Annotated in this window: 17 protein-coding genes and 1 pseudogene; 3 read left to right on the forward strand and 15 right to left on the reverse strand. The window is 63.2% G+C overall.

What is annotated here, in order from left to right:
• Positions 1–44 precede the first annotated feature (44 nt).
• Together AB1384_10405 and AB1384_10410 are read right to left on the reverse strand one after the other, a co-directional pair.
• Entirely contained in the window at positions 45–2603 is a 2559-nt protein-coding gene (locus tag AB1384_10405; GenBank protein MEW6554683.1) for a cation-translocating P-type ATPase, read from the reverse strand.
• Positions 2604–2738: 135 nt separating this feature from the next.
• On the reverse strand, positions 2739–3092 hold the full coding sequence (locus tag AB1384_10410; GenBank protein MEW6554684.1) for a metalloregulator ArsR/SmtB family transcription factor: 354 nt from the start codon (positions 3090–3092) through the stop codon (positions 2739–2741).
• A gap of 235 nt (positions 3093–3327) precedes the next feature.
• Between AB1384_10410 and AB1384_10415 the strand changes: the two genes are divergently transcribed.
• Positions 3328–4188 (forward strand): methyltransferase domain-containing protein, encoded by an 861-nt coding sequence (locus AB1384_10415; GenBank protein ID MEW6554685.1) that lies wholly within the window; start codon positions 3328–3330, stop codon positions 4186–4188.
• Positions 4189–4422: 234 nt separating this feature from the next.
• Positions 4423–4788: a cupin domain-containing protein gene (locus tag AB1384_10420; GenBank protein ID MEW6554686.1), complete on the forward strand. Its 366-nt coding sequence runs from the start codon at positions 4423–4425 to the stop codon at positions 4786–4788.
• A gap of 286 nt (positions 4789–5074) precedes the next feature.
• Here AB1384_10420 and AB1384_10425 read toward each other — a convergent pair whose 3' ends face one another.
• The 3 genes from AB1384_10425 to AB1384_10435 all read right to left on the reverse strand — a co-directional run bounded on the left by AB1384_10425 (position 5075) and on the right by AB1384_10435 (position 9564).
• Positions 5075–6826: a DUF2207 domain-containing protein gene (locus tag AB1384_10425; protein MEW6554687.1), complete on the reverse strand. Its 1752-nt coding sequence runs from the start codon at positions 6824–6826 to the stop codon at positions 5075–5077.
• Positions 6827–7040: 214 nt separating this feature from the next.
• Entirely contained in the window at positions 7041–8285 is a 1245-nt protein-coding gene (locus AB1384_10430; protein MEW6554688.1) for a 2-hydroxyacyl-CoA dehydratase, read from the reverse strand.
• A 145-nt stretch (positions 8286–8430) separates the two neighbouring features.
• Complete coding sequence (locus tag AB1384_10435; protein MEW6554689.1) at positions 8431–9564, reverse strand: 2-hydroxyacyl-CoA dehydratase family protein; 1134 nt, start codon at positions 9562–9564, stop codon at positions 8431–8433.
• Positions 9565–9885: 321 nt separating this feature from the next.
• On the opposite strand from AB1384_10435, the gene AB1384_10440 reads away from it, so the two are divergent.
• The gene (locus AB1384_10440; GenBank protein MEW6554690.1) at positions 9886–11700 is read left to right on the forward strand and encodes an IPT/TIG domain-containing protein; all 1815 of its coding nucleotides are present in this window, start codon (positions 9886–9888) and stop codon (positions 11698–11700) included.
• A gap of 244 nt (positions 11701–11944) precedes the next feature.
• Here AB1384_10440 and AB1384_10445 read toward each other — a convergent pair whose 3' ends face one another.
• The 10 genes and pseudogenes from AB1384_10445 to AB1384_10490 all read right to left on the reverse strand — a co-directional run bounded on the left by AB1384_10445 (position 11945) and on the right by AB1384_10490 (position 22160).
• Positions 11945–12556 carry a 4Fe-4S dicluster domain-containing protein gene (locus tag AB1384_10445; GenBank protein MEW6554691.1) on the reverse strand — a complete coding sequence of 204 codons (612 nt, stop codon included), beginning with the start codon at positions 12554–12556 and terminating at the stop codon, positions 11945–11947.
• Complete coding sequence (locus AB1384_10450) at positions 12544–13452, reverse strand: 4Fe-4S binding protein (GenBank protein MEW6554692.1); 909 nt, start codon at positions 13450–13452, stop codon at positions 12544–12546. The genes AB1384_10445 and AB1384_10450 overlap by 13 nt, the downstream gene beginning before the upstream one ends.
• The gene (locus AB1384_10455) at positions 13449–14435 is read right to left on the reverse strand and encodes a DUF362 domain-containing protein (protein ID MEW6554693.1); all 987 of its coding nucleotides are present in this window, start codon (positions 14433–14435) and stop codon (positions 13449–13451) included. Before AB1384_10455 ends, AB1384_10450 begins: the two co-directional genes overlap by 4 nt.
• A gap of 166 nt (positions 14436–14601) precedes the next feature.
• On the reverse strand, positions 14602–15063 hold the full coding sequence (locus AB1384_10460; GenBank protein MEW6554694.1) for a 4Fe-4S binding protein: 462 nt from the start codon (positions 15061–15063) through the stop codon (positions 14602–14604).
• A 242-nt stretch (positions 15064–15305) separates the two neighbouring features.
• On the reverse strand, positions 15306–15938 hold the full coding sequence (locus tag AB1384_10465) for a response regulator transcription factor (GenBank protein ID MEW6554695.1): 633 nt from the start codon (positions 15936–15938) through the stop codon (positions 15306–15308).
• A 54-nt stretch (positions 15939–15992) separates the two neighbouring features.
• Positions 15993–17249: a PAS domain S-box protein gene (locus tag AB1384_10470; GenBank protein ID MEW6554696.1), complete on the reverse strand. Its 1257-nt coding sequence runs from the start codon at positions 17247–17249 to the stop codon at positions 15993–15995.
• A 221-nt stretch (positions 17250–17470) separates the two neighbouring features.
• Positions 17471–18805, reverse strand: coding sequence for an NAD(P)/FAD-dependent oxidoreductase (locus AB1384_10475; GenBank protein ID MEW6554697.1), 1335 nt, complete (start codon positions 18803–18805; stop codon positions 17471–17473).
• Between the two features lie 24 nt (positions 18806–18829).
• Entirely contained in the window at positions 18830–19939 is a 1110-nt protein-coding gene (locus AB1384_10480) for an FAD-dependent oxidoreductase (protein ID MEW6554698.1), read from the reverse strand.
• 9 nt (positions 19940–19948) lie between these two features.
• Complete coding sequence (locus AB1384_10485) at positions 19949–21076, reverse strand: NAD(P)-binding protein (GenBank protein MEW6554699.1); 1128 nt, start codon at positions 21074–21076, stop codon at positions 19949–19951.
• A 970-nt stretch (positions 21077–22046) separates the two neighbouring features.
• A pseudogene (locus AB1384_10490) lies at positions 22047–22160 on the reverse strand (FAD-dependent oxidoreductase).
• Between the last annotated feature and the right edge of the window lie 14 nt (positions 22161–22174).

Raw genomic sequence — 22174 nt, forward strand, 5'->3', positions numbered from 1 at the left:
TCCGACAGACAATCGACAAATCGAGGAGTGAAGACACAACCCCATCAGTGGGGTGGTTTCTTCCGGTGGGTGAAGTACTTCAGTACCTCGAACCATACCACTGAGAGGACGCCGGCGGCGAAGGAGATGGCCACGTCCAGCGGGCTCAGGTAAGCGAACTCGAAGAGGTCGCGCATGAAGGGCGCATAGAGCACGAAGGCGAGCAGCGCCAGGGTCCCCCCCAGGATCCACCACAGGGCGGGGTTCGGCTGCCGCCGCGTCATCCAGATGGTATGCTCCCAGGAGCGGTTGGTGAGGATGAGCCCCAGGTTCGCAAAGACCAGGGTGGTGAAGGTGAGCGCCCGGATCTCCATCTCGTCCATGCCCCGCAGGTGGCCGGAGGAGAACACCCCAGCCACGAGCAGCAGCACGCTCAATCCCTGCAACAGGCTGATGACCACGTTGCGCTTGTTGAAGATGCGCTCGTCGGGTTTTCGCGGCGGCCGGCGCATGATGTCGTCCTCCTCGGGCTCCGCCTCGAAGAGCAGGGAGCAGGCGGGGTCGATGATGATCTCCAGAAAAGCGATGATGATGGGAGAAAAGACCAGGGGCAGCTTGAAGAGCACCGGGATGATGGACATGCCCGCGATGGGCACGTGGATGGCGATGATGTAGGACATCGCTTTCTTGAGGTTGTCGTAGATGCGGCGGCCCGACCTCACCGCCTTCTCGATGGAGGAGAAATCGTCGTCCAGCACCACCAGGGCCGCCGACTCGCGCGCCACGTCCGTGCCCCTCCCGCCCATGGCCACCCCGATGCTGGCCGCCTTGAGCGCGGGCGCGTCGTTGACGCCGTCTCCGGTCATGGCCACCACCTCGCCGTTGGCTTTCAAGGCCCTCACGATGCGCAGTTTCTGCTCCGGCACCGCACGGGCGAAGATATTCACGTCGCGGATGCGCCCGGCAAGCTCCTCGTCGTCAGTGGCGTCAAGCTCGGGCCCGGTGATGACGAGGTCCCGCGGTTCCAGGCCGATCTGGCCCGCGATGTGCCGCGCCGTGCCTGGATAATCCCCGGTGATCATTATCACCCGTATCCCGGCCGCGTAACTCTCCCGGATGGAATCACTGACGGTGGGGCGCACCGGGTCCAGCAGGCCCACCAGCCCCAGGAACTCGAAGACGAAGTCGTGCTGGTCCCCGGGGAGAAGATCGTCCAGGGTAAAGGAGGCCCTGGCCACCCCCAGCAGGCGCAGGCCCTGGCCCGCGAGGTCCTCGATATGCCACCACAGCGCCTCCTTGGCGGCATCGTCCATGTGGCAGAGGTCGGCGATGGCCTCGGGAGCGCCCTTGGCGGCGATGACGTATTCCTGGCCGTCCGGCGACCTCCATACGTGCGAGAGGGCCAGCAGCTCCGCCGAGAGGGGATATTCCCGCTCCAGGGTCCAGTCGTGGTGGAGGTGCTCGGTATTGTCCAGGGCGCTTTCCCCCAACCGGGTGATGGCCATCTCCACGGGGTCGAAGGGGTCCCGCTGGGAGGCGAGGATGCTGAACTCCACCAGCTCGTGGAACTCCTCCGGCAGGGCGCGGGGGTCGTCCCCGTCGATCTTGTAGGTGCTGTCTCCGGCCATGATAGTGGAGACGGTCATGCGGTTGAGGGTAAGGGTGCCCGTCTTGTCCACGCACAGCACCGTGGCCGAGCCCAGGGTCTCCACCGCGGGCATGCTGCGCGTGAGCACCTGGTTCTTAGAGATGCGCCAGGCGCCCAGGGTGAGGAAGACGGTGAGCACCACCGGGAACTCTTCAGGCAGGATGGCCATGGCCAGGGCGATGCCCACCAGCAGCCCCTCCAGCCAGTCGTTCCGGGTGGCGCCGTAGACCACGAATGCCAGGGTACAGAGGACTAGGCCCAGCAGCGCGATGTTCAGCACCACGCGCCGGGTCTCTTTCTGCAGCAGGGTTGGCTCCGGCTCGATCTCCTCCAGGGCGCGCCCGATCTTGCCCATCTCCGTAGCAGCCCCAGTGGCCACGACCTGGGCTGTGCCGTGGCCCTTCACCACCAGGGTGCCGGCGAACACCGCAGGAAGGTCATCGCCCCCGGGGGGATGCATGAGCAGCGGCCCCTCGCAGGGGAGCTTGCGCACCGGCACCGATTCGCCGGTGAGCAGGGATTCGTCGATGGTGAGGTTTGAACAGGCCAGCAGCACCGCGTCGGCAGGGACGCGGTCGCCCTCGGCGAGGACGAGGATGTCCTCGCGCACCACCTCGACGCCGGCGATGCGCACCTGCCTGCCGCCGCGGATGACCAGGGCGCGCGGGCTGGAGAGGTCCCTCAGGGCGTCAAGTGCCCGCTCCGTCCTCTGTTCCTGAAAGAAGGTGATGCCCATGACCAGGACGACGAAGCTCATGAGGATAAGGGCCTCCTGCAGGTCCCCGAGGATGAGATAGATGGCCCCCGCCCCCACCAGGAGCAGGAACATGGGTTCCTTCGCTATATCCAAGGCGATACGGAAGACGGTGCGCTTCTTGCCCGAAGGCAGGCTGTTGGGGCCCTCTACCTTCAGGCGGAGGGCCGCCTCAGCGTCGGAAAGACCTTCCATGCCCGCCAGGTCATGTTCATCGACCATACAGCTCTTTCCTTTTCTTTTACGCCCGAGTTGCACATCATTCATCGCCCCGCGACGACCTCACGCGAGGATGGGGCCCGCCGTGGTTCCAGGTGTCATCGCCTTGCCCCCGTGAAACCATCTTCCGGTGCGGCCCTATTCGCTGACGTGCGCCAGGCTCTGCTCGAGTATCCTCTTGAGGTGTTCGTCGCTGAGGGAATAGAGGGTGAGCTTTCCCTCCCTGCGGTGATCCACCAGGTCCATGTTGCGCAGGGTGCGCAGCTGGTGAGAGACGGCGGAATCACTCGCCCCCACGACGAAGGCCAGATCCCCTACGCATAGCTCGTTTCCGGACAGCGCAAGTATGATCTTTACCCGCGTAGGATCGGACAGCACCGTGAACAAACCCACTGTCTTACGGATGATGCCTTCGGGCGGCATGCTGGCGGTGATGCCATTGATCTCCGCCTTGCTGATGTGGAGCCTCTCTTTCTTGTCCCGTACCAACACCTTGCTCCTTCTGATTTATGAACGTTTGTTCATATGAATATTAATACATACAGAAGAGGAGCGCAAGCCTGGGATGAGACACCAGCAGTGGCCCCAACACTGCCTTTCCCGGGTACCTCCGCTCCGCACTTCCTAACTAAAAGAGGTGTTTCCGGGCCCGAGCGGTACCAGTGTCTCCGGTCTCCGGCCTTTGACCTCGGACCTCTGATAGAATGGTGCCAGCAGGAGGTGCGAAGTGGATGTCTATGGGGGGATCACCTGGAGCGAGATCGCTGCTCTGGTGCCGAGATCACATGACTACGCGTGGAAACTGTATGTCACCGAACCTTTCAGGAGAACCTATCTGCGTGCGGCGATAGACGCGCTCGGCCTGCCAACGGGGAGCCGGGGGCTGGATGCGGGCTGCGGCATCGGCCTGCAGAGCATGCTCCTGGCAGACGCGGTGGGACAGGAAGGCAGCGTTACCGGGATGGATATCTCGCGGGAGCTACTCGACTGCGCCGCGTCCATAACACAAGCGGGCGGTTATAGCGGCAGGATCGCTCTCGTGGAGGGGGACATCTGCCGCCTCCCCTTCGCGGACGACACCTTCGACTGGCTGTGGAGCGCCGACTGCGCCGGCTGCCATACGCGCGATCCCCTGCCCCTCGTGCGGGAACTGGCCCGGGTGGTAAGGCCGGGTGGCACCGTGGCTCTTCTTATCCATACCTCGCAGCAGCTGCTCGCGGGATATCCCCGGCTGGAGGCGCGCCTCAACGCCACCGCCTCCGGGATAGCCCCGTTCACGAAGGACATGGCGCCCGAAGCCCACTACCTGCGCGCCCTGGGCTGGTTCGGGACCGCCGGGTTGGATGATAACCGCGCCCGCACCTTCCTCAGCGAGTTCCAGGCGCCGCTGGACCCGGAGGTCCGCACGGCGCTGCTGGCCCTGGTGAAGATGCGCTGGCCGGGCGTGCGGGCCGAGTTAGTGCCGCAGGAATGGGAGCTTTTCCGGCGGCTGTGCGATCCCGCCTCTCCCGACTTCATCATGGACAGAGCGGGTTATTACGCCTACTGTGCGGCCACCCTCTTCACCGGCAGGGTCCCTACCGTGTAAAGACCGGCCAGGCCCTGCCCCTCAGCATCAGGCATATAATCTGTACCGGCACGTCACAACAGGACCTTATCGTGGTTTAGGTCCCCGGGATGCCCCCGGATCCAACCCGGGGGTCCGGCCGCCACGGCGAGGGGATGCTGAGCGACGTCATACCATTTGTTTCCAGTAAGTGAGACGTTGAGATTGAGAGTGCCGGTACCGCGGGGGGACGCGGTTTGAGGGGAGGTGTTGGAGATGAAGACAGAGGAGTTGACGCTGCAGCGCAAGCGGTTTGACCACCCGGACGACTCCCACGCCAGGGAGGGGCAGCTATTAGAGACGCTGGAACTGGGAGGTATCGCGCTCACTAAAATCACCATGCAGCCGGGATGGAGGTGGTCCAAGGACGCCAAACATCGCGAGAAGACGGATTGGTGCGAGCATACACATATCGGATATCAACTGTCGGGCCGGCAGCATATCCTGATGGCCGACGGCAGCGAGCTGGAGACCGAGCCCGGCGATTTTTTCCTGGTGCCGCCGGGACACGACGGCTGGGTGGTGGGAGACGAACCGTCCGTCTTCCTGGCCATCGGGAATCCGTCGCATGAAATGGGATAGGCCTCCAGTGTTGAAAGGGCTGCGTCGAGTCGACAATAAAGGCCAGAGCTCATTTGTTGAAGAAATCAGCACTTGAACCCTGACCCAAGGGCTGCCAAACGGACAGCTCCAAGAGCATGCGCAACGCTCGTTCTTTCTATTGCGTTGGATGTCGTTCTGCTTTCATGGCTCCATCCACTCAGAACTTGGAGCCTACAGGAAAGTCGGGGAGGTTAAGTTCGGTATGCGGCACGGGCACGGGGCTGACCCCAGGTGTGCCATTGGCACGGGCCGGGGTTGACCCCAGTCAGCCGGCGGAGGAGCCGCCGCCGCCGAAGCCCCCGCCCGATGAGCCGCCGCCGAAGCCTCCGCTGCTGAAGCTGCTGTGGAAGCCCGATCCCCCCGAGCCGCTGGAGGGCGTGCTGCTGAGCATGAGGGTGGTGCCCATGCTGCGCATGCTGGAGGTAAGGCTGGTGGTGCTGAAAGTGCCGGAGCCCTCGTACCAGTCCGGAGACGTGGTGAGGATACCGGCGAAGAGGGCGGCCCACTTGTCCGCCAGGCCCAGCGCCATGGCGTAGGGCAGGTTCTCCTGGAAATTCTCCAGGGTCATGGACTCAGGCTCCCCCGCCTCGGCGGTCTTCAGGTACTCCTGGAAGGCCATGGCCTGCCAGTACACCCTGGATCCGAGGGCAGTGCGTCTGGGCATGGCATGCCCGATGATCCAGACGACAATACCCGCGGGAACGGTGCCCACGAGCAGGAGCCACACGTATCCCAAGTCGGTGAAGAAGCGCAGGATGAAGAGGGCCGCCAGCGGTACGAGGATGAGAAGCAGGGCCCAGTGGAAATATCTCCTCACCGTCTTCTCCGGGTCGTCGTAGAAGTACTTGCCCTTCTTCACCTCCTTCCTCACCCCGTTCAAGATGGTCAGGAGGCGGTCCCCCACCCTGATGTCCTCCTCGTCCACGCGGTCCTCGTCCTTCTTCACGAAGATGCCCGCCATCACCGCACGCTCGTAGGGCAGCAGGTCCTTGGTGTTCTTGTCCTTGCGCTCGAAGGCGAACTCGGATGACGACGACGGGTCCAACTCCCCCTCGTTTATGATGCGCAGCTTACCGCGCACGGCCAGGTCCACCACCGTCGCCCCGATGTCCTCCATCTTCGGCTGCTGATGGACCAGCGCCGCCATGACCGCGGGCCTCATCTCGCGCGGCGGCTCGTAGGCTACGCCGGGGGATGGGCCAGCGTAGGTGTCCCTGCCCTTCCAGAACCACAATCCGAACATGAGCAGGGCGGCCGCGAGAAAGATGCCCAGCGCTATGAGGAGTATGAGCCACATGGTGGAGGTGCGGTAGGGCCATGGCTTCCGCACCGTACCCTTGGGGAGGGAGACGTCCACGGTGAAAGTGGTGTAAGGGTAGATGTTCTCCGCCTCCCACCACAGCACGTTTCCGTCCCTGCCGCTGCCGTGCGTGCCGCCGGTGGGATCCATGTAGTAATCAAGGCTCTCCACCGCGCGCATGTCGGCCCCCTCGGGGAGGGTCACGGTCATGCGCGAATGCTTGATGGGCACGGCACGGTCGAGGGAGACCATGTTCCAGTAGAAACGGTCGTAATCGTCGGCATAGATGATGGCCCCCTTCATGCGGTACTCGATTATCCATCCCATCTGCTCGTCCTGGGCCTGGAAGTGGATGGTGATGAGCTCGCCTCTGTTGTAGGAGTCGGCCTCCCACTTGCTGCCGTCGTAGGGGGTGCCGTCGAGGTTGTACACCTCGACGTCCTTGACGCGCACCTTGCCGTAGGTCCTGCCTTCATCGAAACCCGCCATCTGGGTGCTGATATCGCGGGTGATGAAGGAGAAACTGCCGGTGAAGTTGACCACCTGGGTCTCGCGCACGGTGAAGGAGCCGTCTTCGTGGATGGTGACATCTGAGTCGAAGCGCTCGAACTCCCAGCTCTTGACCGGGGTTTGGGCCTGTCCGGCGGCCAACGGGACCAGGCAGAGCAGTACGGCGGCAAGGACCAGGAAAATATATGCCCCTCTACCTGAGTGCATCCCACCTCCTACAGCGGTTGATCCACGGAATGCATGAGTTTCGTGACGGGATCTCAATCAGCATTATCTCATAGATGCTCTTCTGTAACACTTAAGCTTTCCATGGGGGTCAGCTTGGGGTCAGCCCCTGACATGTGACATGTTCACGATCCACAGCGGATTACGTGCTTGTCTTGCGGAAAATGTCACATGTCAGGGGCTGACCCCAAGCTCCTCATACGCTGACGCTCTCGCCCAGGAGGTTCTCCACGAAATCCCGGATGCGGTTCTCCACCTGGGCGCGGTCGTACCAGCGCGAGTCGGTATGGTCGGCTTCTATGATCAGGGCCGGCTTGCCGGTCCTCTTCGCGAACTCCCTCGCCAGGTCGTACTGTCCAAGGGAGTAGGGCTTGCAGCTGCGGTTGGAGTGCATGAGCATGCCGTCCACGCCGTAGCGCGTGGCCAGGCTCTCGATCTTGTCCGCCATGCGCTCCAGGTTGATGTTGAGATAGACCTCGGTGTAGATCTTGGACATGCTCTGCAGCGGCTTATCCACGTCAACGCCCTCGAAGGTCCAGGCGCTGGTGTAGGTGTCGGCCACCAGGCAGGTCTCCAGCTCCATGAACAGGCGCCCCAGGTTGCGCATCTCGTACCATACCGGGATATTGTCCCAGATCAGGCGGTACCTCTCGGAAGGCAGGATGCCGATGCCCTCGTCGATGCGCTGCTTCATCTCGTCCAGCAGCCCCTGGTAGAAGTCCACCACCTCCTGGGTGCCGCGCAGGGTGACGATGGGGGCCATCATGATGAAGGCATCGAAGCAGGTCATGGGCGCGGGCTTGTGCTCGTTGCAGGCAAGTACGTCCTTCCACAGGGCGGAGGCGAAGAGCGATTTGGCCGCCACCTCCACGAAGTGCGGCTCGTCGTAGGGCCTGCCTGTGACTTCCTCCAGGAAGCCCATGTACTCCTCCATCTGGCGCAGGGCGTAGTCGGCGATGTGCCGGGGCAGGTCGCCGCGGACGAAGGGGGTGTCGTAGATGAACAGGGGGACGTCGAAGAAGCGCGCCAGCTCCTCGTACCACTTGAAGACGGTGTTGCAGATGTTGTTGCATGCCACCAGGAAGGTGGGGCGGGGCAGGCCGCCGATGGGACCGCCCTTGGTCATGGCGCTGCCGATGTCGCCGCGGGCGTAGGAGCAGAGGTCGCGGGAAAAGCCGCGCCCCTCCGCCACCTCGCACAGCTCCACGTTCATATGCGAGGCGCCGCACATGGCGCCGTGGTTCTCGGGATAGACGGGGATGACGTCGAAGGCGATGAGGGGCTCCACGGGCGCGCCGCTGGTGATCCAGGCGATGTGGCGGCCGGTACCCTCCGCCCCCTTGGCCTCGGTGTAGTACTTGACCATCATGTCGCGCATGGTATCTGCCGATTTTATCCTGCGCCGCTCCTTGTCCGCCGCCCTGGCGTTATCCTCACCCATCTCCTCCTCCTTTAATCTATGGGGTCAGGTCTTGGATCTTGGATACCACGGTATGTTAAACGAAAACACGCAATATACCCCCTTATATGCAGGGACTTTGCCTCCGTTCCCATATCCTGCCATCCAATATCCAAGGCCTGACCCCCTATACTCCACTGATGGTCTCGATGAAAGCCTGCAGCCGGGTGCGCAGCTGGCCGCGGGAGAACGACTGCAGCTCCGTCTCCAGCACCAGCGAGGGCACGTCCAGCTCGTCCTGCAGGCGCTCTCTCAGGTAAGGCACGTCGAAGAGGTGCGGCTCGCAGAAGGACTGCAGGAAGAAGACCACTCCCCTGGCGCCGCTGTCCTGCACCTGCCGCAGCATGTGCTCGGCGCGGTCCTCGATGCACTGGTGCTTGGCGGGGCAGTTGATCCTCCCCCACATGCGCCGGGCCAGCGCCTCCTCCGGGGTGTCCGCCTCGTCCACGTAGTTATCGAAATAGCGGTGGCCGCTGCAGAGGTCGTCGTCCACCACCTCCGCCCCCAGCTCCATGAGCAGCTCCATGAGGTCCGGGGTGGTGCAGGTGCTGCCGCTTACGAAGAGAGGGGTCTTTCCGTTACCCGCCGCCTTGCCCGTGTCCAGACCCTCCAGCAGCTCGTGCAGCATCTCGTTGTGCTTCTCGCGGCGCATCCAGAACCCGGCGGTCACGACTGCGGTGGCCGAAAGACCGTCGATGGCGCCGGGGCTCGAGGCGCGCAGCTTGTAGAGGCGGTCGGCCAGGCGCCGGTTGCGGTTGTAGATATGGATGCTCTCCTCCAGGGCGTCGTCCCAGATGGACTCGCCGGTGTACTCTTCCACGCTGTGGCGGAAGCGCCGCACCTCCTCCTCCAGGAAGGGCAGGGAGACCTCCTCTCCCATGCGGATGGGGAGAACCAGGTCGCCGTGGAAGGGGAAGTCCGTGTTGCGGCGCCAGATGTCCGAGAGGCGCATCATGGTGTCGCAGGTCTGCACGAAGACCGCGCCCTCCAGGTAGTCCAGCTCGCCGGCAAGGGCCATGTCCAGGTCGGTGCGGGCCAGGGAGCAGCAGTAAGCCTGCAGGTGGGCGTCGGCATGGGTGATGGTGCGCACCGAACCCATGAGGCGCACCGGCGTGAACCCCGCCGCGTGGATGATCTCCTCCGGGGTGTAAGAACAGAACACCGCCATGGGTTTTTGGCCCTCGTCCCTGAGCCTGGCCAGGTGCGGGTAAGGGTCCCGCCACAACTCCATGCACTCATCGATTATGGCCTGGACGTCCATGACGCTCCTTTCATAAACGCTGGCGCTTACGGTCGCTTGATTAATACGTCTATTCTATCCATTGCCGCCCGTATATTACAGTGCCGGGTGGCTACACAGAAGCGGGCTCGTCCGGTCCCTCCAGACCCCCAGGACGGGCACGGGGATCCATCCCGCCTCGAACCCGGCTTCTGGTATGATCCCCAGACTTGAAGGGCTTACAGCGATGCATGGGATGCAGAACCGGGACTAGCATTTCAAGCCGGATTGTCTGATATACTTTTCGCAGCACGAAGGGCGTGTGGGAAGTACAGTGCACCAAGGATGCAAGGGGGTTTGGGGATGAGGAAGAGTACCTTCACTGGCCGCGTTCGTATCCAGAGGAACAGGGGCACGATACCTTTCCTTGTGCTGTTTGTTTCCCTGGCCGCGCTCATCATGCCCATGGCCTATAACGTTCCAACAGCCCGGGCGGCCTCCTCAATGGCTGTCCCCCACATCGATAGCATCAACCCCGAAAAAGCGACGACCGGGGAAAAGGTTGAGATAACAGGGTCTGGGTTTGGCCCAACCCGGGGGACGGCATATGTGCAATTTGGCGCTTATCAGGCACTCCAGTATGTGAGCTGGTCGGATACACGAATAGTGGTAAAGGTCCCCAACCAGGTATTGAGCGATACGAACGCCAGGGAGATAGATGTCAGGGTCTATCGCGATGGATACTCCAATGCAGTAGAGCTAAAGGTCCTCCCGCATGGATTGGGACTCGCGGAAGGTTACACTGGTAATGGCTTCCAGGAATTCCTCTGCATAGGTAATCAAAATGATTGTGGTGCCCTGGTCGAGGTCTATTACTTCTTCCCGGACAACACCTATCTGTTTGAGACTTTCACTATGTCCACGATGTCGCGCAGGACCATCAACGTCAACGCTTCTATCAACCCTTACTTCGAAAACGGCAGCGAGGTCTCCGTGGTTGTCTATTCAAACGTAGAAGTGGTGGTCGAGCGCCCGATGTACTTCATCTATAACGGATACTGGACCGGGGGCCATGACGTCGTGGCCTCACCTTATCTGAGCAAGTTCTGGTTTTTCGCCGAAGGCTATACCGGTCCGGGATTCGACGAATATGTGTGTGTCCTCAACTATAATGATGCTCCCAGCAATCTCACTTTCCATTTCCAGACTGCGCATGATGGGGAGATAGACAAGACAGCTAGTGTACCAGCGGCCTCGCGGCGCACCTTCCGAGTGAACGACCTGCTGGGACAGGGCTACGAATGCTCCCTGCTACTTGAGTCCGACCAGTATGTGGTGGCCGAACGCACCGTGTACTTTGACTACCTGGGGACAGGCAACCATCATTGGGAGGGCGGCCACTGCGTGATGGGTCAGCCGTTCGTCTCGAAGGAATACTACTTCGCGGAGGGCACCACCCGCTCTGGCTTCGAGGAATGGATCACTATCCAGAACCCCTTCACCGACACGATAACGGTGAACGCCACCTACCAACTCGGCGAGGGCCAGGGGGAACCTGTGAAGCGTAGCTACACCATTCCGCCGGAGACCAGGCACACCATCTACGCCTACGACGTGGTGGGAGCGGAAAAGGATGTCTCAGTTAAACTGATATCCGACTCCTATTTCCTCGCCGAGCGCCCCATGTACTTCAGCTACACCGCCGGTGGGGCTCCTTGGGAGGGGGGACACTGCGTCATTGGCGCCGACATACTCTCCACGGAGTGGTTCTTCGCCGAGGGCTACACGGGAACAGGTTTTCACGAATGGATCTGCTTGCAGAACCCCGGTAACGAGGATGCCGATGTATTCATGGTATTCCTCAACCCTTCAAGCGATTCCGCAATCAGAGAAGTCATGGTCCCCGCCAGAAGCAGAAAGACCATCTTCGTCAACGGCGGTATCGGATACAATCAGGAGCTATCATGCTGGCTGTTTGTTGCTTCTGGCCCCCCGATTATGGCCGAGCGTCCAATGTATTTCAATTATAACGGCTGGGACGGCGGACACGACGTGGTTGGGTACAACCTCGACCCTCCGCTGGCAAGTTCCTCGAGCTTCAAGACAGCCGGCCTTGCACAGACCAAACTCCTGCGTGACCACGCATGGGAACCGGCAGGATTGAGGCGTAATCCATAAGAGCCAGTCGTGCTCGCTCAAGACCGTATGCCTTCACTGGCCAGCGATGAGGATGTGATGACATCATCCACAGATGCGCTTGCGGCGTTTCGGGCTTGTTGGGATCGCCACGCTTCGCTCGCGATGACAGGACTTGGAGCCATACAGATAATGGGGTCATCCTGCTGACATGTGACATCCTGACTGCATTGATTACCAGGGCTCTCCTCGCATTTACAGACGATGGGGTCAGGGACTGACCCCATCAGTTGCCTTGCTTGCCTCCGCCGCCGGATCCGGTGGGGGCGGTGCCCGGGGGATAGACCACGATGGCAGGGTCGGGGCAGGTGACGCAGGTGTTCTGGCAGGCGCCGCAGCCGGTGCACTTTTCCGCGTTGACGCGCGGCCTGCCCCGGGAATCGACCTCGACGGCGCCGTAGGAGCAGCGCTCGTAGCAGACCAGGCACTCCTTGCCCTCATTCCAGGCGATGCATTTCGAGCGGGTCACCGCCGCGGTGCCGATGCGTACGTCCTTGTCGGCGGGCCGGCTTATGGCGCCAACCGGGCAAGCCTGCGCGCAGGCGCGGCCGCACAGCTCGAACTCGCACTTGGCCAGGGCGGGACTGAAGCGCGGCGTCCACAGCTTGCTGGTGCCGAACTCGCGCGGCGCGGGCTCGAGGCACTGCGTCAGGCAGGCGCGCACGCATTCCCCGCAGCGCATGCAGCGCACGGTGAAATCCACCTCGTCCTGGGCGCCCGGTGGCCGCAACAGTATGCCGCCCCCCTGGTCGCGCAAAAAGCCGTAGGCGAAGAGGGCCGCTGCCCCGCCCACGCCCAGGGCTAGGAAGTCGCGCCGCCCTATCTTCAGGTCTCGCATGTCAGCGCCCCCTCCAGCTCGTCCTGTCCATGACGCGACGTGCCCGATCCCAGCACCCGCGCCCCCATGACGCGCAGCGACAGCGCTCCCTCCACGGGGCACGCGGCAACGCACTCGCCGCACAGGGCGCAGTCGGCGATGGCCAGGCGCCCCGTCTTCGCGCTGTCCGCCACCTCCGGGATGCCGAAGGGGCAGGCGCAGGAGCACTTGCCGCAGTGGATGCAGGCTTCCTCGTCCTTGACCAGGGCCAGGGGGCTGGCCTTGGCCGGCAGGCGCGAGCCCGCCATGCTCGCCAGCGAGAGGCATGCCCCGAGCGGGCACATCTCCTGGCACCAGAAGCGAGGTCCCACCACCACCGCCAGGACCACCAGGGCGATGAACAGGAATGGCACGCTGCCGAAGAGCACGAAGAGCACGGCGCGGTTGGCGATGACCAGGGGATCGAAGATCCAGATGGCGTTGATCCCGAGCACGTAGAGGAGCAACAGTATCCCCAGGAAGATATATTTCAGGCGGATGCGGCGGTCATCGGCGCCGATGGTGCGGCCGAAGATGTCCTTCGGTCGCAGGCGCGACATCTTCCTGGGGCGCCGGTCCTCGAGGGATGGGAGCATCTCCAGGCCGGACCCCAGGGGGCAGACCCAACCGCAGAAGAAGCGGCCGCTCAGCAACGTGAGTCCCAGCAGTATCCAGGCGGGTAGCAGGTAGAGCCAGATCCCGCTCTCCCACGCCGCCGAGAAAGCCGCCAGTGGGTCGGTGCGCAGGAAGAGGTTCTCCACGGGCCTGCTGCTGGGCGGATAGGCCGCGGCCCACGCGGAGGCGATGAAGAGAGCGATGAAGGCTGCCTGCACCCCCCTGCGGATCCAGTGCACGCCGCGGCGGCAGCCCTTTTTCACGCGCTCACCTCCGTGACCCCCAGGGAGGCGAAGTCGGTGGTGCCCACGCCGAGCTGCTGGCCGTAGGTGAGGTAGCCTATCTCCGACGGCGCCCTGTTGAAGAGGGAGCAGCAGTAGGAGTCGGCGGCAACGGGGTCGGTGGCGATGACGATCAGCCCCGGGTTGGCAACCGTGCCCGGGCCGCCGGGGCCGTGGTCCAGAAGTATGTTGGTGGCGTCGGAGATGACCAGGGCCGGCCTAACCACCGTGTTTATCTCGGCGATGGCCCGCTGCAGTTCGATATCGTGGAACCTCCCCATGGTCTGGGTGATGCCGATGAAGTTCTTCATGGCCATGGAGAGCTTGGCCCCGCTGTGGTGTTTGACCTTGGGCATGTTGACGATGACGTCGGCCTCGAATATCTCCTCCAGGATGCCCGCGGACGGGAGGGCGGTGGCCCCGGGGATGGGCACGATGCGCGCCGCGCCAGGCTTCTTCACCGCGTAGATGACCAGCTCGGCCCCTGCCGCCTTCGCCGCCGGACCGATGCCGTTCTTCTCCACTGTCTGGTCGGGGAGGTCCTGCAGGATATGGTCGAAGACGGTGACCCTGGAGGCACCTGCTGCCAGGAGTTGCCGCACCGCCTCCGCGACCAGTTCCGGGTTGGTTGTGGTGGCGTCCTCGGGGGCACGCGCGAATGCCGCGTTCACCTTTATGAGCACCTTCTTGCCCGCGAGACCCATGGCCGCCATGCCTCCCCATGTCTCCAGGCCCCTGCGCAGCATGAGCGAGGGATCGCTTCCCTTCGCCACCACCAGGCCCTTTGCAGGCGCGGTAGCGGCGGCCGGGGCCGGGATCTCCCCGGCAGTGGCGGCGGGCCCCTCGTCCACGGGACAGGTCTCGTTGGTGCCGTTCCCACAACCGGGAATGGCGGAGACGATATAGAGAGCCCCGAGCCCGGCTGCAACGCCTCCGGCCTTACCCAGGAATTTCCTTCTGTCCATCTCCTGCAAGCTCATCACTCCTCGCGGTGATTATCTCACCCGCGCTCGCTGCTGTCTTTGAGCGGCGTCAGCATGGCCCGCCGTGAGCGTTTGTGCTCCGTTTACTACTGATACGCGATTCGAACCGCTCATGTTCACCGGTAAAGGCTCGCGGGCATGATATGCATCATGCCGCCGCGGCCTTGGCCGCCGCCGTCACGGGGTAAGGGGCGGCCCGGGATGAAGAGACCCCGCCCGTGAGTTGGATGGCGTTCCTGGGGCAGTAGCTTATGCACCTGCCGCAACCGTTACAGGAAGCCCCGATCACCGCCAGGTCGCCGATTATGGAGATGGCATCGTTGGGGCAGATGCCACGCGCGCACTTGCCGCAGCCGATGCACCGCTCGCTCACCACCACGGCTACGCTGGCGGTCCCGGTGCTCTGCTCGCTGCCGGCGGCGCTGTCTTCGTTGTTCGGGTTTTTGTCGGCTGTGCCGGGGTCAGCGCTCTGCCCGCCGCCGTAGGCGCTGGATGTGGTGGCATTGTCGTCTTGAGCGCTGGAGCAAGAGATGAGGTTACCCGCGAGATAGAGCGCTCCCGCCCCCGCGGCCCAGCGGCAACTCTTGATGATGAATTCCTTGCGGTCCATCTTCTGCAACTTCATCCCTCCCGATATGCTTCCTTATCACGTAGCTTACCGGTCATGTGATTCTGTTAGCCCTAATCTGCATCAGAACGGTTAAGTTTCCGTGGGGATCTCGTAGAGAACCGGTAAATTCTTTCACTTCACGTCCCTGCCGTGGATAGACCCCAAGCCTGCACCTCGACCGCCGATCGTGGCACCGAACGGGGTCGGGTCTAAAGCGTTCCCCAAGCTTGCCGGGGTGCAGGTCAGTCGATGATCTGGTTCTTCACCGCGTAGTGCGCCAGCTCGGTGTTGGTGCGCATGCCCATCTTTCTGAGCAGGCGCTCTCGGTAGGTGCTGACCGTCTTGTGGCTGATGCCCAGCTGGTCGGCGATCTCCTTTGACTTCATGCCGCCGGCGATCATGCACATGACCTGGAACTCGCGGTCGGAGAGGGCCTCGTGGGGCATGCCGTTCGGTGGCCGGTCCAGCTCCTCCGCGAGCTGCTCCGCGACCTTGAGGCTGATGTACTTGCGGCCGCTGACCACGCGGCGGATGGCGGTGACCAGTTCGTCGGAGACGCTCATCTTGTTGAGGTACCCCGCGGCGCCCGCCTTGATGGTGCGCGTGGCGAAGTGCTTCTCGTCGTGCACGCTCATTATGAGCACGGGGATGTCCGGGTACATGGCGCGGAGGTCCTTGAGTACGTCCAGGCCGCTGCGGTCGGGCATGGTGATATCCAGGATGATGACGTCGGGCCTCCGCGACCGCAGCAGCTCCATGAGATCCAGGTAGTTGCCGGCCTGCCCGCCCACCCGCATGTCGGCCTCTTCCTCCAGGATCCTCTCCAGGCCTTGCCTGACAATGGGGTGGTCATCGAGCACGAAGACCTCGATCATGCACTCATCCTCCGCAACAGCACCGTGGCCGCGACCCCCGCCTGACCGTATCCCCTACAGGGGCACTCGTACCACGACCATCCTTCCTTTACCGCCCGAAGGTATTATTCCCACCTCGCCACTGAATTTCCCGATGTATTCGCGCATGAAGTCGAGGGAGAGGGGGTCGGCGCGCTGGAGGTCCCGCTCTTCTATGCCTTCCCCCCCGCCGTCCACCGTCATCACCAGCATGTCTCCCTGCGGCTTCGTCTCCACCTCCACGCGCTGGACCCCCGGCCGCAGCGCCAGGTTGGCCAGGATCTCCTGGAGGATGCGGAAGACTGCCGTGCTCTTCTCGAGGTCCAGCGATACCTCTCCCAACGCCTGCTCCACGCGGCTGGGGATCCCCGTCTTATCCTGGAAGTCCGAGCACTGCCACTCCATGGCCGCGCCCAGTCCCGCGTCGTCCAGTATGGGCGGCCGCAGCTCCTCGGAGATGGTATTGACCAGCTCCAGCAGTTGGTCCATGATGCCGTAGACCTGCCACATGGCTTCCACGGCACCCTCGCCCTCCAGGTAGTCCTTCTCCACGTTCTTTAGGGCCATCTGCAGCACCGTCAGGTTCTGGCCGATCTCGTCATGGACGCGATAGGCGGATCGCGACCTCTCCCTTTCCCGGGAGGACTGCAGGAAGAGCGAGAGCGCCTGCAGGCGGCGGTTGGCCGACTCCAACTCCACCTCGCGCCCTTCCCCCACCTCTATCTCCCGCTGCAACCGCCGGTTGAGCTGCTCCAGGCTCAGGGTACGCTGCCTCACAGTCTCCTCCAGCTGCTCCTGGCGGCGAACCAGTTCCCTCTCCATGAGCACGATGTCCGTGATGTCCGTGATCGCCGAGGCCAGACCGTTGAACACCCCATCATCGTCGAAGAGGGGCTGGGCATTCACGGAGATGGCGATCCAGTGCCGGTCAGGCCGCCACACCATGAGCTTCTGGTCGTAGAGCGCCTGCAGGCTCCGCTTGACACGATGAAAGATGCGGTCCTGGGGCGCCAGGGGATTGCCGTCCATATCGGTGATGTGCCATTCAGGCGAATGAGAGTAACGGCGCGTGATCTCGTCGAAGCTCAGTCCCAGGATCTCCTGGGCGCGGCGGTTCGCATAAACGTTGCGCCCCTCGCTGTCGACGACCTGTATGCCGGTGGGAATCAGCCACAACATCCTCTCCAGGCGCTTGATGTTGTGTATGTCGTGGGTGAAGCCGGGATCGCCAGACGACGTCTCGGCCATCGTGGTCTCTTGCCTCCCTTTCCGCCAGCCGTGTCCCGTCTCCATCTATTCCTCCCACCGCAGGTTATGTCCTCTGGTCCGTTCGGAGCGCGCGAATGCCTCCGCGCCTTATCATCCTGATTCCCCTGTGGAAAGCCCGACTAACGGGAAGGAGCGAGATCGCCCCAGGTGCCGGAAACGGCCGTTATGTCATCCTCACCCGGGACGCGGCAGGGCGCCGGCGTCCCGTCCGCACCGGATACGTCGGGGTGTGTCGTAAAAGCCTGTCAGCGCGCGGCCTCGGTGGCGGCCTCGATACCGCTGCGCAGAGCGCCCTCCACGCAGGAGATTAGGTACATGTACTCGCCGGCCAGGTACAAGCCCTCCACGTCCCGGTAATTGTTTTTGCGCATGTCGTGGATGGCCCGGGCCTGTCCGGGCGGGTCGAGGCAGATGGCCTCGTCCCAGCGCACCGCCTCTGTCATGTAGGGCTCGTCCGGCATAGTGGGGATGATCTTCTGCAGGTCCTTGATCATCATCTGCTTCAACTCTTCCAGGGGCAGTTCGTTCAAGGCCTTCGCCCGCCTGCCCCAGGTGAGGCTGTGCACCAGGCCGGCTCCGGGAGGCGAGAAGTACGGGGACTTGCCGCCCGCGTCGGCGAAACCCGGCTGGATGGAGCCCTCGTTGCGCGAGAAGGTCACCGCGTACCATCCCTCGGGGAGCAGCCTTTCCTTGAGGGCGAAGATGAAGTGGATGCACGAGCTGTAGGTCACCGTCTCCAGGGGCTTGCGCAGGGTAGGGGGGAGGTCCGGGATAATTCGCATGGCGGTGGTGGCGGTGGTGGTGCAGATGACCGCGTCCGCATCCATAAAGCCTTCGTCGGTCTCCACACCCCGGGCCTTGCCTCCGTCCAGCACCACCCTTTTCACCGGGGTTGAGAGGCGGATGGAATCCTTACACTCCTCGTAGAGGGCCGCGGGAAGGGACCCGATGCCGTACTTGAGGAACTTCAGCCCCGGCATGAGCCCCATGAGCAGGGCCAGGATATGCGCGGCCCCCACCTGGTCCGGCTCCCCCAGGGTAAGGGACGCGGTCATGGGCTGGAAGACATAATCCAGGGCCACCTGGCCGCCGTAACGCATGACGTATTCCTCGATGCTGATGTCGCTCAGGTCCAGGACCGCCTCGGGGTCCATGCTGTCGAAGTCGAAATCGCGGCGCCGTTTGATCATCTGGTAGCCGACCTTGGCCATCTGGGGATAGCCCCTCCAGGGAAGGCCGCGGAACCCGAGCATATCGCGCCAGTGCTTAAGCGCCTCCCGCGGGTTGATGGTGGCCGGGATGGGATATAGCTTGCCGTCGCGCCACATGGCCCCCATGAAATCGAAGTCCTGCACGGCGTCCTCCATGCCCAGCTCGTCGCAGAGGCGGAAGGTGGTGGTGCAGAGGTTGGCGGAGAACTGCGCCCCCAGGTCGAACTGGTAGCCCTCCTTGTTGTAGCCGCGGGCGCGTCCGCCCGCCACGTCCGTCGCCTCCAGGCAGAGGACGTCGGCGCCCCGCTTGCGCAGCTCGTAGGTGGCCGCGAGCCCGGCCGGCCCCGCCCCGATGACGATGACTCTCATTTCCCTTCCTCCTGGGGTCAGCTTTTACTTCTCCGTACCCAACCTGCCGTATCCGGTGACGTTTGCCATGAAGGACGGCCGCAGCATGAAGCGGTTGAGCAGCAACGCCAGCGGCAGCGCCATCCGCATGGGGTACTTCACCAGCAGGTCCTGCGGGCTGCGGTTGATGATGCGCTTGGCCGCCAGCAACGGGTAAAAGGTCCAGTTGAGGCGCCTGAACTCGTCGTAAGCCCCCGACGGGTCGGTGTAGGCCCGCGCCGCTATCTTGCCCGAGAGGAAGGCGCCGTGCATGCCGAAGAAGAGCACCGGGTCCATCACCCCCGCCAGGGTGCCGGCAAGGATGAGGTCTCCCTGGAAGAGGCGCGGGTTGGTGAAGCTGGCGATGGGCGCGGCCGCGGCCCCGCCTTTGGCCCCTCCCCCCAGGGGGAAGAACTTCTTGAAGGGGTAGCCGTCCTCCAGGGTTGCCTGCTCGGCGAACTTCTCCATCTCCCACTTCGCCACCGGCCGCTCGCGGTTGAAGATGAGCGCGAAGGCGATGCCGTTCACCGAACAGGTGAAGGCATAGTCGGGGGAATAGTCGTCGAAGCAGAAGGACACTCGCGGCTCCATCCACGGCACCCGGCACTTGGCGAAGTAGCCGTAGAGGCCCTTGTATGGCACGTTTGCCGCCTCGAAACCATCGGCGTGCAGCCCGGTGGCCATGATGGTCCCCCGGGGGAGGTCGCGGATCTGTTTGTCCGAGGCTATGCGCTGGTCGAACTCGAACTTCACCCCTTCCTCCACGGCGATGCGGTAGAGATAACTGTCCATGGACGAGGCGCGCGGGCCGCGCTCTATCATCCATGCCTGGCAGTTTGAGGGGAACTTCATGTTGTAGCTCTTGCCCCAGACCTTGAGGATACCGTCGGTCATCTGCACCATGCCCGGCTTGAGGTCGATGCCGGTATAGCGGGACATGGCATCGGCGTCCATGGGGGTGCCGTGCGGGGACGGGTTGTATACCGAAAGCCCCCCTACCCTCTTCCCCTTCTCCAGCACGATGACCTCGTGCCCCTCCCGTGCCAGGTTGATGGCTGCGACGAGACCGGCCAGTCCGGCTCCCACCACATGAACGGGTCCCTTGTCCTTGGGCATCACGACCTCCTAGATGTTTATATATCTTGAATATCTGTCCATGTTCTTCAATAGCACGTAGCCGGGGATCATCCTGGTCATCCCGCCCAGGACCATCCTGCCCAGCGCCGGCGTCTTCGCCACCTGGCCCAGACCTATTCTCATGCCGATGGCGCGCATGAAATCAGGCTGGTAGTTGATGGCCACGCGGCGCTGCACCCACATGAGGTTGAAGCTGCGGTTGCAGACGTCGAACATCTCCTGGGCCGTCGCCTTGTCCTCCAGGGCGATGGCCGCGATCTTGCCCGAGACCATGGCCCCGTGGCAACCGAAATAGGTGCCGGGGTCCTGTGCTCCGGCCAGGGTGCCGGCCAGGATCTTGTTGCCAACGAAGAGCCTGGGCTGGTTGGGGTAGCGGGAGGCGAAGTATCCCTGCTCCGGCCACCACTTCTTGAACTCCATGCCCTCCGTCTCCCTCACCTGCTTCTCCCAGGTGGCGCGCTGCTCCTCGCTGATGGGGCGGCGGGCGAAGAAGAGCCCGGCGCAGATGCCGTTGGCCGTGGGCAGGTAGCAGTAGTCCTTGGTGTAGTAGTCGAAGTATACGGCACAGTGACGGACGAACGACTTTTCCTTCCCCCAGGGCTTGTACGGCGCGCTCATGACGTATCCGCCCGCGACCTGGTAGGGGATGTTGAGGGCCTCGAAGGCCTCGATATAGGGACCGGTGGCCACGATGGTGTTGGGTGGGAACTGTGCCAGGTCCTTCTGGGTCTTCACCGGGTTCCCCCACTCGAAGGTCACCCCCATGTCCAGGGCGATATCGTGGAGGTAGCGGTCGATGGCCGTCCTGCGCGGCCCCCTCTCCACGTTGTACAGCTCGAAATGGGCGGGGTCGAGTTCGCACTTCTTCCCGAAGGCGTAGATGGGGAAGGTCTCAACCCTCCCCACCTGGGGCTCCCCGATGGGCACGCCAAGGAAGCGCGACATCCGTGCGGGGTCGAAGGGGGTGGCGTCCACGAAGGGGTGGGCGCCGGGCATACCCCCGGCACGGTTGTACTTATCGACGCAATGCACTTCGTAGCCCAGTTTGCGCGCGGTGATGGCCGCACACAGGCCGGCCAGTCCCGCTCCGACTATGTTGACTTTCTTCTCAGCCATTTGAGGTGCCCCCAGAAGATCTCTAATACCTGCCGAAGCCGGGCAGGGATTTCAAGGCGATATCGATGAGTGGTTGCAGCAGCCCGCGCTGCTTCAGGTACATGCCGAACCCCAACCGCAGGCCAAGGTTGCGCGCGAAATGCGGCTGGAGGTCGAAAAACTTCTTGTAGAGCCAGGAATACTTGCGCGCCGACGTGAAGGCATGGAAGAGCCTCCAGGCCCGCTCCTTGTCGTCGATGGCGATGGCCGCGATCTTCCCCGAGACCAGCGAGCTCTGGACCCCGAAAAGGAAGAAGGGGTCCTGCATCCCGGCCAGGGTCCCGGCCAGGATCTTGTCGCCGCAAAAGAGGCAGGGGTCGGTGGCCTTCTTCGTCGCCACCACTCCCTCGTGGGGAAGCCACTGCTCGAACTCCATGCCCTCCCAGTCTCGCAGCTGCCGGTCCCAGGTATCGCGCATGGACTCGGAGACGGGCCTGCCGTCGAAGCCGAGGGCGAAGGCCACCCCGTTCACGTTGGCGCAGTAGTTGTAGTACCTGGTGTAACGGTCGAAGAAACCTCTGATATTCGGCGGTCCCTCGTAGCGCATCTTGCCTATGAAGCCGTAGACTTCGACGTAGGGCCGCCGCAGGGAAAGGAACGGCTCGATGTGCAGGCCGGTGGCCACGATGGTACTGGGGGGGAGCTGGGCGAAGTCTCCCTGTGAGTCGACGGACACCCCGAACTCGAACTCGGCCCCCGCGGCCAGCGCCGCCTCGTAGAGCAGGGTGTCGATGGAGGTGGAACGGGAGCCCCTCTCCACGGACTGCAGGTAGAGCTGCCAGCCGGGGATGACGTGGGGCTTGCCGTAGACGTAGATGGGGAACTCCTGCGTGGGCGTTACATATGGGGGTTCGAGCTCGATGCCGACGAAACGCCCCAGCCGGTCGGGATGCATGGGCGTGACGTCCACCGCGGGACGGATGTAGGGATCTCCGCCGATGCGGTCGAACTTCTCCAGCACCTTCACCTTATGACCGGCGCGCGCGCAGTTGACCGCCGCCACCAGGCCGGCCAGGCCCGCTCCAACGATGGTAACCTCTGCCATGGTCCCCCCTTCGT

Source organism: Actinomycetota bacterium, from assembly GCA_040757835.1.
Classification (GTDB): Bacteria; Actinomycetota; Geothermincolia; order Geothermincolales; family RBG-13-55-18; genus SURF-21.